Genomic DNA, 16,888 nt, shown 5'->3' with positions numbered 1-16,888 from the left:
AATAGAAAACCGCCACATTTCCTAATTCAATGTTACCAGAGAGATTAGGTAGAGGTGACGGTGCTGTTGATATCTATTATAGACGTAAGTTAAGTTACGTTCAAGCAAAATATACAGTCAGCGAACCCAACAACAGTTATGGCATTAGACTCGTTTAGCCTACTATTGTAGCACTTGCACTTGTCTGCCTTGTACCTGTTATTAATCTCTCTGACTATAGTATTGGCTGTCTAAGAAGCCGAAAGAGACGCGGTTGATATCGTGACTTAACAGGTGCGTAGAGCGCACACACATGTTAGCGGCAATGTAGTATAGGAAACATATTAGTATAGGAAGTATAGTATTGAAATTCACCGAAGCCAAACTTGAACAAGCCATCATTGAGTTACTTGCCTGCGAGGGCTATCCACACACCCCAGGTGAGGTGGTCGATATTCAGCTTGGTCGCGCGGTACATGAGGTGTTAATTGAGTCTGACTTACGTGGATTTCTCGCCAGCCGCTATCACGATCAGCACATTACCGATTATGAGATTGGGTTAATCCTGCATCGTATTAAGACCCTACCCGCCTCTGACCTTTACGACAGCAACAAAACCATTATGAAAGATATCTCTAATGGCTTTTTGCTCAAGCGTGAAGACCACACCAAAAAAGATTTGTTTATCCAGCTGATTGATTATGATGATATCAGCAATAATACTTTGCGAGTGGTCACTCAGCTTAATATTCAAGGCTATGAGCTACGTATTCCCGATGCTATTTTGTACATCAATGGCTTGCCGCTGGTGGTGTTTGAATTTAAGAGCGCTATCCGTGAGGATGCACCGCTACATGATGCCTACGTGCAGCTGACAACCCGCTATACCCGTGATATCCCTGAGCTACTCAAATACAATGCCATCTGCGTCATTAGCGATGGCGTGAACACCAAGATGGGGTCGCAGTTTGCCCCGTATGAGTTCTTCTATTCTTGGCGCAAAGTCACTGGTGATGAAGCGCTGGAGACAGACGGTATCAGTGCGCTGATTACCATGATACAAGGTCTGTTTAATCAACAGCGTCTGTTTGATGTGCTGCGCAACTTTATCTACCTACCCGACACCTCGACCAAAAAAGAAAAAATCATCTGCCGCTATCCGCAGTACTATGCGGCGACTAAACTATTTCATAACATCAAACAACACATCAAGCAATTTAATTCAGCTGGCAAGCTAATCGCTGGTGATGGTAAAGGCGGTACCTACTTTGGGGCGACTGGATGTGGTAAGAGCTACACCATGCTGTTTTTGACCCGTCTGCTGATGCGTGATGTTGATTTGGGCAGCCCAACCATTATCTTGATTACCGACCGTACTGACCTAGACGATCAGCTATCTGGTCAATTTACCAATGCCAAGACTTATATTGGTGATGACAACATCATTAGTGTTGAGAGCCGAGCGGAGCTTCGTGAGCGCCTATCAGGTATCAAAAGTGGCGGCGTGTATCTGACGACTATTCATAAGTTTACTGAAGATACGCAGCTGCTCACAGAGCGTAGCAACGTCATTGTGCTGTCTGATGAAGCGCACCGCAGCCAGCTCAACCTTGAGCAGAAAATTACCGTAACCGAAGATGGCGTGAAGAAGACGTACGGCTTTGCCAAATATCTGCATGACTCACTGCCGAATGCGACCTACGTTGGCTTTACCGGCACACCAGTCGATGCCACGCTCGATGTATTCGGAGCTATCGTTGACAGCTACACCATGACCGAGTCTGTGCATGATGAGATTACCGTACCCATCGTCTATGAAGGACGTGCCGCTAAGGTATTGCTAGACTCTCGCCAGCTAGAAGAAGTGGAAAGATATTACAAAGATGCTGAAGCCTCGGGAGCTAACGAATATCAAATCGATAAAAGTAAGCAAAGCATGGCCACCATGTCTACCGTACTGGGTAACCCTGAGCGACTGCGTGCCATTGCAGAAGACTTCGTCGCCCATTATGAGACACGTGTGGCTGAGGGCACGACCCAAAAAGGCAAGGCCATGTTCGTCTGTAGCTCGCGTGAGAACGCCTTTCAGCTTTATAAAAACATCATTGATATAAGGCCTCAGTGGGCAGAAGTGATGGCCTGTGAAGAAGGCAGTACCTTAACTGAGAACGAAAAAAAGACCATTAAGCCCATGGAGCGCGTCAAAATGATCATGACGCGTAACAAAGATGACTCTCAAGAGCTGTGGGACTTACTGGGCACTAAAGACTACCGTAAAGAGCTGGATCGTCAATTTAAAAACGGCAAATCCAACTTTAAGATAGCCATCGTGGTCGATATGTGGCTCACAGGCTTTGATGTGCCCTTCTTAGATACTATCTATATTGATAAGCCACTACAAAAGCACAACCTAATTCAGACCATCTCCCGAGTTAACCGTAAGTTTGAGGGTAAAGAGCGCGGATTAGTCGTGGACTATATCGGCATCAAAAAGCACATGAACCTAGCTTTGGCACAATATACTGAGGGCAATCAGCAAAACCTAGAAGAAATTGAACAATCGGTGGTGGTGGTAAAAGACCAACTTAGTCTGCTTGATGCGATGTTCCATAACTTTGATAACTCAGGTTACTTCTCTGGTAAGCCGATTGAACAACTAGACTGTCTGAATGCGTCAGCCGAGTTTGTGCTAACCACTGAAAAATCGAAGCGATTCTTTATGGATGTGGTCAAACGTCTCAAGTCTGCTTACGATATCTGTGTGGGTAGCAGCAACCTCACTCAAGCCCATAAGGATAAAATTCACTATTACCTAGCTGTCCGTACCATTATCTTCAAGCTCACCACAGGCGATGCGCCTGATGTTGAGCAGATGAATGAAAAGGTGCGTGAGCTGGTCAAAGATGCCCTACAAAGCGAGGGCGTGGAAGAAATCTTCAAAATGGGCGCCGAGCATGGCCATGAGATTAGTATCTTTGATGATGACTACTTAGCCAAAATTGAAAATATCAAACAGCCCAATACCAAGATGGAGCTATTACAGCAGCTCCTAAAAAAAGCCATTGGTGAATTTAAAAAGACCAACAAGGTTAAAAGTATCGACTTTAGTAAGAAGATGAGCGCCATTGTACAGAAGTATAATGAGCGTGATGAAAACAGCACCATGCACGCTACGGTTATGAAAGACTTCACTGACCAGATCATAGACCTTATTCATCAAATGCGTGATGAGGTAAACTCTTATCAAGACATGGGGATTGATATTGAAGAAAAAGCCTTCTATGACATCTTATTAACGCTGGCTCATAAATACGATTTTAATTATCCAGAAGATAGGCTGATTGAATTGTCTAAAGCAGTCAAAGACTTGGTCGATGACAAAGCCCGCTATACCGACTGGAACAAGCGTAATGACATTAAGGCCGAGCTTGAATTTGAGCTGATTGTCCTACTTGATGAGTGGGGATATCCGCCCATTGACCGTGACGAAGTGTATTCTGAGATATTTGAGCAGGCTGAGCAGTTTAAGAAGCATCGAGTATAAGAGCCTAGACTTATCAGGACTTATGCAACTCGGCGCAACTTAAAGCTACTCCCTACGCTTAATCGCCAGACGCCTCGACCACAGGCTGACGCTTGCCCGCCTCTAATATCGGCAAATTGGCCTCAGTCGGTACATAAATACTCAGTAAAGGCCGGTTTACCCTTGGTAACGGTGTTTGTCTAGAGCAGCGGCCCCATGGTGGAGACAATATTAATCCAGATGCGGTAATAAATCGGCCAGTCACGCACCTCTTGACGCATCACCTCATCTGAGTCAGCGATATACGCATACTGACGCTCCACAATCTGTGCCGTGAGCGCTTCATCATAAAATAACGCATTGTTCTCATAGTTTAAGTCGAAGCTGCGCAGGTCTAAATTGGTCGAGCCAATCAAGCTGATCTTACCATCCACCGTTAGAGTCTTGGCATGCAGTAAGCCAGGCTTATACTCATACACCTTGACGCCGGCTTCAAGCAGCTGCCAATAGTAGCTGTGACTGGTGGCGGCCACAATAAAGGAGTCGTTGTTCTTTGGAAAGATAATGCTCACCGCCACACCGCGGTAAGCGGTGGCACACAGCATATTAATCAAGGTGTAATCTGGGACAAAATAGGGAGTGGAGATGATAAGGGTGTGACGTGCCTGACTCATCAGCGTACTCAAAAACTGCGGCGTGGTGCCTTGACGCTGAGTAGGACCATCGGCGAAGACTTGAGCGGCAATGCCCTCAGGATGCGACTCGGTGACATAAGGGAAGCTGTTAAAATCGGTATCGGGGTTTTCCATCAGCCAGTCATTGGCAAAGAGCATCTGATTTTGGGCAACCAGCGGGCCTTGTACCCGCAGCATGATATCGACCCAAGGCGCATACTTGGGCTTAATCCGAAACTCAGGATCAGCACTGTTGCGGCTGCCGACATAGCCAATCTTGCCATCAATCACGGTAATCTTACGGTGATTGCGTAGGTCAATACGACTAAATAGCAGCACTTTTAGCAAGTTATTGATCGGTAGCGCCACACTCACCTCAACCCCAGCATCTTGCATCCGCTTCCACAATAAGGAGCGTAACAGCTTGCGTGACCCTAAGCCATCGACCATGGCACGGCAGCGCACCCCGCGTTTGGCAGCACGCATTAATGCCTCACCCACGGCGGTCCCCATGTCATCATCTAGCCAAATATAATACATCACGTGAATATGATCTGTGGCGGCATCGAAGTCGGCAATCATACGCTGCTGCGTGGCCTTGGCATCGGCCATAAGCTCGGCACGGTTGCCCAATGTGGTGTGAAAGCCGGTGACACTCGCCGCATATCCGGCCGCTTGATATTCACGCTCTACCACCTGTGCCATCGTGTCTTTATCGCCCAGCACTTGAGGATAGCTTTCGGCCAGCTTCTGAGTGATGCGATCATAACGGTGGGTGAAGTTAATACCTAAATGCACCTCACCAAACATCCAATACACCACCACGCCTACGTATGGTAAGATAAACAGCACCACCAGCCAAGCCAGACGAGCCGGAGCGGACAGATCATGGCGGGCCAATACCCGCAGCGAGATGGTAAGCCATATCAAAAAATGTAGGCCGAGTAAAAAATCCAAAAACATGCCGTCACTCTCTAAGTATAAAAAATACAAGGGTGCTTCTTATTATAGTGGTTGATAGTAAAGCCCTACTCTAAAAGCTAAGCGGTGATCACTTGTCATTTAGTATAGCCTAGCTTGTGATGCCATTGGGTTGCTAACTGTAGCAGGCACAGGCAATAAAAAAACCAGCCTAAGCTGGTCTAATTGCCTCATCCGTTATGTTAAGCGGAAGGCAGCTGGCGTATTTGAATCAGGACAAAAGATACAGGCGTAAGCTTAAAGCGGCTTTGGCCAGTGTGTTATCTATTGGGAAGACGCAAAAATTGCGGATTGGTCACATTAATCTGTAAGTAGCTTTGGGTGGAGGTGATATTGCCAAGCACACACATCTTTTTACCCACATAACTGTCCATACGGCCGTAGCGCTTCTCAAACCATACATAGTCTTTGTTCCACACCAAGGCGGTGAGGCTTTGATTGGGATTTTTTTTGTCAAAATTAATGTAGTGCCTATTGGGCATATGATTAATCTCTGCCACTGTACCACATGCCATGACCGACTTGCCGATATATAGCGGGGCTTTTGCAGAGTCGATCTGGGGTTCTGCTGCGATGGCTGTAACTGCTGCTGTGAGCAGAAAGCCGCCCGTCATAAGTGCTAATTTGTTACCCATAACGCTGACTATACCTCTTAATAAGCAGACCATGTGCCTAGCTTAGTTTGTACCAATGCGACCATAACTGTTATTGACACTGATTGACACCTTGCCCCTCAACATCAAACAAACCCACCTCAAGCGTATGCATCAAGGTGATAATGGTTTGTCACCCTACTCCCATTAAATCAAAAAAATCCTACAATACCAATACCTTATCGCCAAAGCCTAATTTGGCAAAAAGTTAAGCCCTAAGCAAATTCTCTACTAGAGATATTTACCATTTTTATAGCAGCTTATGTGTTGGTTTTTTTTAATTATTTTTTAGGAGAGTCTTTATAGATTCAAATAGTATAACATTTGTTGACTATTTAGGTTTAGATTCACGTAGTGTTAATGTTTACTTTTTATGATATTTACCGATTACTGGGCACAAAAAAAGCCAGCCGAAGCTGACTTTTTACCTTAAATACTTTTAATCTTAAATATAGCCAATACTAAATGATGCCGTTAGCTGTACATAGCAGCTTGCAATACAGATCGACTATTGAGCAGAAGCGCCGACCAGCTTAACCTCAGCACGGTCTTCTTTGGCAATGCTTTCATAATAATTACGTAAGATTTGTAGCACTTCAGGACGGCTGAAGTTCTCAGGCACTTCTTGATCTTCAGATAAAGCCTTGCGCAGCTTAGTACCCGATACCTTCACATGATGTTCAGCGTCATGCGGGCAGGTCTTAGTCGAAGCCATGGCCTGACAAGCATTACACCAGAAGGTCCAGTCAATCTTCAAGGGCTGAGTCAACATAGCGTCTTTGTCAATCTCATCAAAAATAGCCTGCGCATCAAAAGGACCATAATAGTCGCCCACACCAGCGTGGTCACGGCCGACAATCAGATGGCTACAGCCATAGTTCTGACGGAACAGCGCATGTAACAACGCCTCACGAGGACCGGCGTAACGCATGTCTAATGGGTAGCCGGCTTGAATGACGGTGTCTTTTTTGAAGTAATTGTCAATCAAGGTCTTGATGGCTTCTTGGCGCACTTCAGCAGGGATATCACCTGGCTTTAAAGCGCCTAATAACGAGTGAATCATCACCCCATCACAGATCTCAATGGCAATTTTGGCCAAATATTCATGCGAGCGGTGCATTGGGTTGCGGGTCTGGAAGGCGGCGATGGTCTGCCAGTTCTTCTCCTCAAACAATTTGCGGGTCTCAGCAGGCGTCTTATAAATCTCAGGATATAAGGTTGGGAATTCGCCTTGGCTAAACACCTTGACCGCACCGGCCACGTTCACCTCACCTTGCTCCATCACCTGTTTTACCCCAGGGTGCTCTTCTTCTGTGGTGGTAAACACTTGCTGGCACTCATGCGCCTTATCAATGGTGTAAGTCTCCTCAACAGTGATGACCCCCATAATCTCGCCATCTTCTGCCACTAAAGCCACCTCATCGCCTGGGGCTAGGCTATCCGCTTGCTCTTTGCTGGTAGATAAGGTGATGGGAATGGGCCAAAACAGGCCTTTATTGGCGCCGGTTTTTAGGGTCATCTCATCCACAACGCCCTGCCAGTCGGCTTGATTCATAAATCCATCTAATGGAGTAAATCCACCAATACCTAGCATAATTAAGTCGCCACGCTCACGTGAGCTTAGGGTAATCTTGGGTAGGTTTTTGGCATTGTGTAAGGCTTGGCTTAGCGCCTCACCCTCTAGTAATAAAGGCTTTAGCTCATCGCTACCATGCGGCGGTACAATGCTGGTTTTGCCAAGGCGTTTTACTATTTTTTGTGAAGTCATAACATCATCCAGTAAGGTTAACAGAGAGTCTAAGTAAGACTAATATGGCGGTAAATGGCCCTTATCGCACCCCATATCAGCAAAGCATACAGTAGGCTTAAATGATTAAGCTCAAATAATTAGGCTTAAATTATCTACTTAGGCTATTTATAAAAATCGATTGCATTAGACTAACCAAATTTACTTATTCTTATCTATGCTCTCTTTGGATATAGATATGTCAGATATGAATTTATAAAACACTATAAGCATAGGTAGTATAGCTGCATGATTTTTTGTTATCCAAGGGCATATGAACTATGTATAAGTACACTCATGCAGACCAAGCCATGGTTGATGAGCGGGTTGAGCAGTTTCGCGATCAGACCCGCCGCTTCCTAGCCGGGGAGTTACCCGAAGAGCAGTTTTTGCCACTGCGCCTGCAAAATGGTCTATATATCCAGCGCCATGCGCCTATGCTACGTATCGCTGTGCCTTATGGTCTAATGGCAACCTACCAGGTACGTAAGCTTGCCGAAATCACGCGCAAATATGACCGCGGTTATGGCCACTTCACGACCCGTACAAATCTACAGTTAAACTGGCCCAAGCTTGAAGAAGTGCCTGATATCCTAGCTGAGCTTGCCTCAGTACAGATGCATGCCATCCAAACTTCTGGCAACTGTATCCGTAACACCACCACCGACCCTTATGCCGGCATTAATGCCAATGAAATAGAAGACCCACGCCCTTATTGTGAGATTATCCGTCAGTGGTCAACTTTCCACCCTGAGTTTGCTTTTTTACCGCGTAAATTCAAGATTGCGGTCATCGGCACACCAGAAGACCGAGCAGCGACTCAAGTGCATGACATCGGCTTACATGTGCTAAAAAATGAAGCGGGTGAGATTGGCTTTGAGGTTATCGTTGGTGGCGGCTTAGGCCGTACGCCCATCATCGGTAAGACCATCAATAAATTCTTACCGCGTGAGCACTTACTAAGTTATCTAGATGCCATCTTGCGGGTGTACAACTTGCATGGTCGCCGAGACAACAAATTCAAAGCCCGTATTAAAATCCTAGTGGAGAGCATGGGTGAAAGAGAATTCACTAAGCTTGTCAATAAAGAGTGGGAAACCTTTACCAAAGACGGACCATTAACGCTAACTGATGACAACTTTGAAACCGCAAAAAGCTACTTCCCAGAGTTTGATTATGAGCATATCGATACGCTGGCAAGCCAATCTGAGCTTAACAAGCACTTAGAGAATAAGGCGTTTGCGGACTGGTACTCTCGCAATACCGTTGCGCATAAAGTGGCCGGTTACCGTGCGGTCGTGGTGTCTTTAAAGGCCGGACTTGTCAATGGCAAATACGTGCCTGCCGGTGACGTGACTCATGAGCAATTAGACCGCCTAGCCGATTTAGCTGACCAATACAGCTTCGGTGAAATCCGTGGTACCCATCAACAAAACCTGGTATTTGCTGATGTCAAGCAAACCGATCTGTATGCCTTATGGGAGGCGTTAACTGAGATTGATTTGGCGCGTCCTAATATCGGCACCTTAACCGACATGATTGTCTGCCCAGGCTTTGACTTATGTGCGCTGGCGAATGCCACCACCTTTAACATTGCCGAACAGATCGAAAAACACTTTGATGACTTAGATTATTTGTATGACCTAGGCGACATTCAGCTCAACATGTCAGGCTGTATGAATGCCTGTGCCCACCACCATGTGGGTGATATCGGTATCTTAGGCGTCGATAAAAAAGGTGAGCACTGGTATCAAATCAGCTTAGGCGGCAGCTCAAAAGCAGAAACACGTCTGGGTAATATCCTAGGCCGCTCAGTGGCCACAGAGGAAGTCGCACCTACCCTACAAAAGGTACTCGATGTGTATACCCAGCAGCGTTATGTCGAGGGTGATCATCCTGAGCCATTTGCTGACTTCGTACAACGTGTGGGCATCACGCCATTTAAGGAGGCTGTATATGGGTAATCACCGTATTTTAGATGCGCAGGCCAAAGACATTACCGCTGAGGACACCTGGTATGCGCTCTTTACTTCAGAGTTGCCAGATGGCGTGGCCGCTAAGACCACTCAGCTAAGTGAGCTGTTAAATAAGTCTGAACGCCTAGATGTTATCTTACCGCTGTCTGATATTTTAGCGCCGCAAGGACTGTTAACCGAAGTATTGGCGATGATTGCCAATCACAGCAGCCGTGTGGGCTTATGGGCCGACACCAGCATCTCAACCGAACAGCTCGATCAGCTGTTGGCAGCTTGTAAAGACAGTGAGCGCCCGTTGTTAAATGCTTTAGACCTTGTGGTCTTATATCAGCCAGGCTTCGGTGATGGTCGCAGCTTTAGCCAAGCGCGTCATTTACGCCAGCAAGGCTTCGAGGGCGAGATCCGTATCGCAGGTGACTTTGGCCGTGATCAAATTGTGTATTTGCAGCGTGCCGGCGTGGACAGCTTTATTATCCGAGCTGAGAATGTGACCGATGACATTCAAGCGGCTTTCTCAGTGCTGCCCTCCTCTTACGATGGCAGCGTGGCCAGTCAGTTGCCAATGTTTAGAAAGCAAGCTTAGCGCTTTTAAAGAATTGGCGTTTTACGGTATAAAATTAGAGCCCGCTTTGGCTCATACTCTCAAAAAAAACTTTATCACTCTTATAAAATAAGGACACTCCTATGACCATCGAAATCAATATCGACCAAGCCAACCAAGAGCTTCAAGGCAAAACCCCTGAGCAAATCGTTGAGTGGGCGCTTGCCAAAGCCGAAAACCCAATCATCACCACCAACTTCCGCCCTTATGAGTCAGCCATCTTACATTTAGTGGCCAAGCAAAAGCCGGATATCACTGTACTTTGGGTAGACTCAGGCTACAACACACGTGCCACTTATGACTTCGCTAACAAGCTGATTAAAGATCTAAACCTAAACGTAGTGACTTATATTCCTAAGCAAACCAGTGCCCATCGTGACGCCACCATGAACGGTATTCCAAGCGTGAATAACTCACTACATGATGAATTCACTGAGCAGGTAAAACTTGAGCCATTTAAGCGTGCTTTGGCTGAGTTAAAGCCTGATGTGTGGTTCAATGCCATCCGCAAAGACCAAACTGAATTCCGTCAAGGTCTTGATGTGCTGAGCCAGTCAAAAGACGGCGTATTAAAAGTCGCGCCTTTGTTCTACAAAAACGATAAAGACTTAGACGCTTACTTAGCAGAGCATGACCTGCCTAATGAGTTTGATTATTTTGATCCGACCAAAGTTGAAGAAAACCGTGAGTGTGGTCTACACACTCAGCTGTAATCCTCTAGATGGCCAGTAAGCATTAAGGCCAGTTAGAGACACAGACACCGCTTAATGGCTCATTAGGCGGTGTCTTTTTTTATCATTAATTCTTAAAATCGGTTAATTAACATAGCCTTATGACAATTATGCATTAAGTAATATCAAATACTTCCATGCTTGTTGTCATCGAATACGCCATAATGGGCATATCTTATAATAAATAGCCTACCGATTATGAACACCTTTCCCCTATTTTTTAAATTAACCAATCAACCTGTGCTCATCGTGGGAGGTGGCGAAGTCGCCCAGCGTAAAGCCGACCTGCTATCGCGTGCAGGTGCGTGTATCACCATATTAGCCCCACAGATTAGCCAAGAGATACATCAGCTTTTAAGCGATGAAAGACACACGCTTATCACAGCGCACTATGATAAAAAATACATCGACGGCAAGCGTATTGTCATCGCCGGCACAGATGATGAGGCGTTAAACCATCAAGTCCATGCCGACTGTAAAGCGTTAAATATCCCCGTGAATGTGGTGGATACGCCGCCCTTATGCGACTTTATATTTCCGGCCATCGTTGATCGAAACCCCATCGTTATTGGCATCTCCTCCAATGGCAAAGCGCCTGTGCTTGCCCGCCTGACTCGTGCCCGCTTAGAGACCTTAATTCCTCAAGGCTATGGCAAATTGGCTAAGCTGGCAGGCGACATGCGTGATGAGGTCAAATCAAAAATACCCACACTGACCGGCCGCCGTCAGTTTTGGGAGAAGGCCTTTGAGGGCAAAGTGAGTGAGCTGATGTTTGCTGGGCGTAGCGTGGAGGCCGAGCAGGCACTAAAACAGCAACTTGAGCAGACCCATCAGCAGTTAAGCAGCAATAGCGATGTCAAGCAAGCTGACCCTAAGTCTGTGGGAGAGGTATATATCGTTGGTGCTGGCCCTGGTGATCCGGAGCTACTTACCTTCAAAGCGCTAAGACTGATGCAGCAGGCCGATATCGTCTACTATGATGCGCTGGTATCACGTGAGGTGCTTGATCTGTGTCGACGTGATGCAGACAAAGTATTCGTCGGCAAAAAACGCAGCAATCATGCTGTGGCACAGCAAGGTATTAATCAGCTCATGATTGATGCGGCCAGCTCAGGCAAACGTGTGGTGCGTCTTAAAGGCGGTGATCCCTTCGTATTCGGCCGAGGCGGTGAAGAGATACAAGCGCTACGGGCGGCAGGTATTGCGTATCAAGTGGTACCTGGCATTACTGCTGCGGGCGGCGCCTCTTGCTATACCGGTATTCCGTTGACTCACCGTGATTATGCGCAGTCGGTAAGGTTTGTTACCGGATTTTTAAAGTCTGGCGAGCCCAATACCGGCTTTGCTGCCTTAACCAATCCGAATGAGACCGTCATATTTTATATGGGGCTACACTCGCTTGAGCGCTTAACCAAGGGCTTAATGGATGCTGGTCGTAGCCCACAGACGCCTATTGCGATTATCTCTCAGGCCAGTATGCCCACTCAGCAAGTCATGACCGCCACCTTACAAGATATCGTTGCCAAGCATGAGGCCAATCCTCTGCCTACCCCAGCGCTACTGATCGTCGGTGAGGTGGCTAAGCTGCATGATGAGCTTGCTTGGTATGGGGAGCATATAGTAAATACCGATCAGCAGGCGCATGCTTTAAATATGCTCTAAAAACAGGTAAACATTCCGCCATAACAATAAGGACCATAGCAATAAGGGCAACGACTAAGTAAGTCATTGCCCTTATTGCTATGGCTGGTAATGCCTGGTTATGGCGGGCTATTAGCAGACCCTTACAGGCCCTTAGCAGTGAGTGCCGGCACAGGGTCTGCTAAAGTTTAGTAAGCCTTGATAGACTTAATAATCAATTGTATAGCTGATACCATAGGTAGTGCCTTGTGATGGCAGGCGGTTCATATCGCCATAGGTGGCTTGGTGATACACATTGATATGCTCTTTATTGAGTAGGTTATAAATCCCATAATCAATTCTGCCTTTGCCTTGACCCAACTGCATTTGACCTAACAAATCAAACGTGGCGTAACCTGAGATAGCATTGGCATTGGTCTTAGTATCATTGTCTTTTTGTTGATCTTTATAGGCTCTGTCCGTGCCATCGATTGCTAGAACTTGCAGGCGAATATTACTGCCCTTATCGAAGTTATATTGCGCATAAGCTGTGCCCTTGATCGGGGTCAGACGATCTGCACCAAGCTCTAGCCAGTCGCCTTGGCTCTTGTATTGGCCTCGGGTATACGCCAAGCTGCCGCCCAGTTGCCAATTATCATCAAGCTTTTGACTAATAGACGCTTCTGCCCCATAAACACGCTCATCTGTGTCGACAACTTCAACCGTATAATCATCATTGAAGCGTACCGTCTTATCCGACTCGTTATAGAAGCCACTTAATTTGGCTCGAGTGTTACCGTGGATGCCCGACCAGCCCAGCTCATAGTTATCCACTTCGATGGGCTGCACATTATCAGAGTTGACCACAAAGCCTGACGGAACATCGCGTAGCGCGCGCTGGATATCAGCTGTGGTAAAGCCTTGAGAGAAGTTGGCAAATAATTGGTCTTCAGGGGTAATCTGATAACTGGTGCCTATATTAAATAAGGTCTTACTGTGATTGGTCTTGCCGGGTGCAACCTTGCCTGCTGGCTGATTAAAATACTCTTGCAATACCTGCTCAGCAAGCGGTGTAAAGCTATCGGTATCTGATTTGAGCTTTTGATAACGTATACCTGCGCTGGTATGCCACTTATCGCTTAAATCAATGTCTGCATTGACAAAGGCACCGATTTTATCGGTAGTGGTGTCAGGCCCGCCAGCATAGGTATGCCCATTTGACTCAGCGATTAGACCATTACTGGCAATAAACTTATCTAAATCTTGACCGTAATAGGTCTGCTCACTTTTTTCACGCTCATAGTCGGCGCCATAACTTATAAGCGTTGGCATATCCTTGATATCAAACTCAGTTTGCATGGCGGCGCGGACACCAGCCACTTCAATATCTGCCTCTGACTGAGCGACTATTACCGCCTTACCTACCTGCTTACCAGAAGGATAAAAACGTCCTTTTTCATCGCGGTAATAGCCGGTAATGCTCAGGTTAGATTTGGCAAAATCACTGTTGTTATAGTTTAGATTGACCGAGGTTTTGCGTGTCATCGGCTCTTGATCCAAATGCGCCCCTTTTACGGCACGCAGTGAAGGCGTCTTCCCCTTCAATAACACCCCTAGATTGTTGCCATAATCTGGGCCATAGTCCGTCTCTTGCTCATCATTATAATAGGTCACTGCCAAATCGACACTTTGTGACTGTCCAATATTTGCGCCAATATTGGCATTGACACTCAGTGATTTGGTATCTTGCTGGTCGGTTTGGTTGACATCAGGGCTGATACGATGACCGTGACTGTCAAACTCTCCACCTTTTTCTTCATAATCAACATCCAAGCGGCCCCACATCTGCTCACCGCCATAAGCAAGGCTTTGGCCCACGCTGTAGCCCAATGAATCAGAGTCAAAATCTCGAGCACTGCTTAGACCTAAACGGGTTTGGTGCTGTAAGCCGACTCCTTGCGTAGATTTGGTAACTAGGTTAATTAAGCCGCCGGCAGCGCCTGCCCCATAAATACTGGTCGCCCCTGATAATACCTCCACTCTCTCAAGTTGTGCCGGATCAATGCTGTTGAGCTCTCGAGATAAGTTACGTGAACCGGTTAACGGCACCCCATTTAATAAAAACTGTACCGGACGGCCATGCATAGTCGTGGCGTAGTTACTGGTCGAGCCGCTACTGGTGCCTAAGCTTGGAATAAGCTGCGCCAATATGTCGCCTGTGGTACGACTGCCCACCGCTTGAGCTTGGATATCTTTTTCGAGAATGATTTGGGTTACAGAGGGCATTTCACTAATTTTCTGTGCTAAGGCTGTCCCTGTTTTTGCTTTACTCTTAACCACGATCGCCTCAAATTCTGCTTGAGGGGCTGCTTGCTGCTGCGTTTGTATCGACTCAGAGATATCTACACTTGGATTATTATTTGCAGCAGCGCCTGCCTCGGTTTGGGCATAAAGCTGCTGGCTCACACATAAGCTTAGAACAGATAATGCAAGATGATGGTTTTTCATATAGGTAGGGTCTCTTTTTTGGACTAGATTTAGGCGTGCTGAGGCTCAAAATCGCTTCTACCTTTAGGTCATAAATTAAGTGCCAATCAATGTTTATCTAATCCATCAATATCTACTAAATCCAAGGTAGAAAACAATACCAGATAAAGCACAGTAACAATCAATACCCTCATAATACTGAAGGTATCAATCTTGTAAATATAAATGATATTGTAAATGATAATTATTAGCATTTCTACATTTGATTACAAAAAAACGGCTCCCAAAAGTTAAATAAACATAATTATTTCAATCATTAATTGCTCTTTTAGGCCGCTGTCTTAGCTTATAATTTTTATCACTCATGCTTATCTATCCCTATTTACTCTGAATTATCTGATAACCCAGATGGCAGCTGTCTGGCAGAAATAAGCGTCATCAACAATAGCATCGCCAGTCCCACAAACACCTCTTGCATCGGTGCTACTAGCGCGTGAGCTTCTGATAAGCTTGTCATGAGCTTTATCAATATTCCCAGTCCTTCACTATTGATATATAAAGTTGCAAGCGCAATAAACAGGGTAGAGATAATACGGTGACTGATATTATTTAAGGCGGCGCCCTCGGTCACCATAGGCTTATCCAGACTACTCAACCCAACAGTTGTGGTGGGTAAATAGGCCAATCCTGTTCCCACTCCCTGGACGCCCATGACCAGCATCATTAGCCAGATATTAGGCGTCGCTAAGCCCCAAGCTAGCATCAGCATAGAGACCGCACTGATAACCACCCCTGCACTGCCAATATCCCTAGCGCCATATTTATCGACAATACCGCCAGCAATATGAGTGGTCACACTGGCAATCAAGGTGGCAAACATTAACACCAAGCCTGTCCACATCGCGCTTTTGTGCATTATTTGCTGAATGATAATAGGCAAAAATAGCAGGCCCATCATTAGGCCAATTGTCTGGGTGATACTTAATATTGTGCTGTGCAAGTAAGTTTTATTGGCAAACAAATTGACATTGATTAGCGGGTTTGACTGTCGTTGCTCATAGCGCCACCAGAGGACAGCCGTGACCACAAAGCCGGCCAGCAGCACCAATTGAATCAAGCCATTGCTTTGCATCGCAGAGTCTGACTTTAAGGTATTGAGCCATAAGCTCAGTGCCAGTAGCCAAAGCAGCAATCCCATAAAGCCCTTTTTATCAAACGGCTTGTGGCGGGTTTTTGGTGCTTGGTGCTCAGGTAGCCAGGGCAGCCACTTTATTGCCATGGCCACCACCAAGGCGCTAAGCGGTAAGGTTATGGCAAATAAAGTCCACCATGCAAAATGTGCCACTAAAAAAGCCCCAACTAAGGGGCCAAAAGCCAAAGACATCATAATGACTATCCCCCACAACGCCATCGCTCGGCCTTGCTGAGCGCTGGGATACACCTGATATAACAGGCCGATGGATAAGGGGATAATTAAGCCGCCTGCCAGTCCTTGAATGACTCTTGCTATAATAATCAATGACAAGCTGGTAGCTGACATACCCAGCACTGAGCCCACCATAAATCCGGTAATGGCGCAGATATATACCTGCTTAAAATAAAAGGCCTTGCTCAAATAGCCACTGAGCATCAGACCCACACTCATTGCCAGTACATAGCCATTTAACAGCCAGCTTCCTGTCACAATATCTACTGAAAATATGGACATAAAAACAGGGATGGCCGGGTTTAACGCACTGTTGCTAAAGCTGACCACTGTGCCGCCCAATAGCAAGGTCCACAGCACTCGGCGTACTTGGCGGCTATCTGGATCTCGGTAGGCTTGTTGTGATAACGAGCCAGGCGGCGGTGATAAGTGTGTCATCAGATAATGCTAA

Annotated in this window: 10 protein-coding genes; 5 read left to right on the top strand and 5 right to left on the bottom strand. The window is 46.3% G+C overall.

The genetic code is table 11. From position 1 onward, the window contains the following. Positions 1-343 precede the first annotated feature (343 nt). Positions 344-3,523 carry a type I restriction endonuclease subunit R gene (locus JMX92_RS06655; RefSeq protein WP_201544626.1) on the top strand — a complete coding sequence of 1,060 codons (3,180 nt, stop codon included), beginning with the start codon at positions 344-346 and terminating at the stop codon, positions 3,521-3,523. A 179-nt stretch (positions 3,524-3,702) separates the two neighbouring features. On the opposite strand, the gene cls is transcribed toward JMX92_RS06655, so the two are convergent. The 3 genes from cls to sat all read right to left on the bottom strand — a co-directional run bounded on the left by cls (position 3,703) and on the right by sat (position 7,578). Then, positions 3,703-5,139 carry a cardiolipin synthase gene (gene cls, locus JMX92_RS06650; protein WP_201544624.1) on the bottom strand — a complete coding sequence of 479 codons (1,437 nt, stop codon included), beginning with the start codon at positions 5,137-5,139 and terminating at the stop codon, positions 3,703-3,705. Positions 5,140-5,417: 278 nt separating this feature from the next. Beyond that, the gene (locus tag JMX92_RS06645) at positions 5,418-5,792 is read right to left on the bottom strand and encodes a hypothetical protein (protein ID WP_011960371.1); all 375 of its coding nucleotides are present in this window, start codon (positions 5,790-5,792) and stop codon (positions 5,418-5,420) included. A gap of 526 nt (positions 5,793-6,318) precedes the next feature. Then, positions 6,319-7,578 (bottom strand): sulfate adenylyltransferase, encoded by a 1,260-nt coding sequence (sat, locus tag JMX92_RS06640; RefSeq protein ID WP_011960370.1) that lies wholly within the window; start codon positions 7,576-7,578, stop codon positions 6,319-6,321. Positions 7,579-7,877: 299 nt separating this feature from the next. On the opposite strand from sat, the gene JMX92_RS06635 reads away from it, so the two are divergent. From JMX92_RS06635 to cysG, 4 genes are all read left to right on the top strand, one after another. Continuing rightward, on the top strand, positions 7,878-9,560 hold the full coding sequence (locus JMX92_RS06635) for a nitrite/sulfite reductase (RefSeq protein ID WP_011960369.1): 1,683 nt from the start codon (positions 7,878-7,880) through the stop codon (positions 9,558-9,560). Beyond that, on the top strand, positions 9,553-10,155 hold the full coding sequence (locus JMX92_RS06630) for a DUF934 domain-containing protein (protein WP_011960368.1): 603 nt from the start codon (positions 9,553-9,555) through the stop codon (positions 10,153-10,155). Before JMX92_RS06635 ends, JMX92_RS06630 begins: the two co-directional genes overlap by 8 nt. 101 nt (positions 10,156-10,256) lie before the next feature. Further along, entirely contained in the window at positions 10,257-10,886 is a 630-nt protein-coding gene (locus JMX92_RS06625) for a phosphoadenosine phosphosulfate reductase family protein (protein ID WP_201544622.1), read from the top strand. A gap of 216 nt (positions 10,887-11,102) precedes the next feature. Further along, the gene (cysG, locus tag JMX92_RS06620; protein WP_201544615.1) at positions 11,103-12,566 is read left to right on the top strand and encodes a siroheme synthase CysG; all 1,464 of its coding nucleotides are present in this window, start codon (positions 11,103-11,105) and stop codon (positions 12,564-12,566) included. A 186-nt stretch (positions 12,567-12,752) separates the two neighbouring features. On the opposite strand, the gene JMX92_RS06615 is transcribed toward cysG, so the two are convergent. Together JMX92_RS06615 and JMX92_RS06610 are read right to left on the bottom strand one after the other, a co-directional pair. After that, positions 12,753-15,032 carry a TonB-dependent receptor gene (locus JMX92_RS06615; RefSeq protein ID WP_201544613.1) on the bottom strand — a complete coding sequence of 760 codons (2,280 nt, stop codon included), beginning with the start codon at positions 15,030-15,032 and terminating at the stop codon, positions 12,753-12,755. 361 nt (positions 15,033-15,393) lie between these two features. Continuing rightward, positions 15,394-16,875, bottom strand: coding sequence for an MFS transporter (locus tag JMX92_RS06610; protein ID WP_201544611.1), 1,482 nt, complete (start codon positions 16,873-16,875; stop codon positions 15,394-15,396). Between the last annotated feature and the right edge of the window lie 13 nt (positions 16,876-16,888).

The organism is Psychrobacter sp. H7-1 (assembly GCF_904846585.1).
In the GTDB taxonomy this organism is placed as follows: Bacteria; Pseudomonadota; Gammaproteobacteria; order Pseudomonadales; family Moraxellaceae; genus Psychrobacter; species Psychrobacter raelei.
The sequence above is the reverse complement of the archived record's forward strand: the minus strand, read 5'-3'. Positions and strand labels throughout refer to the sequence as shown.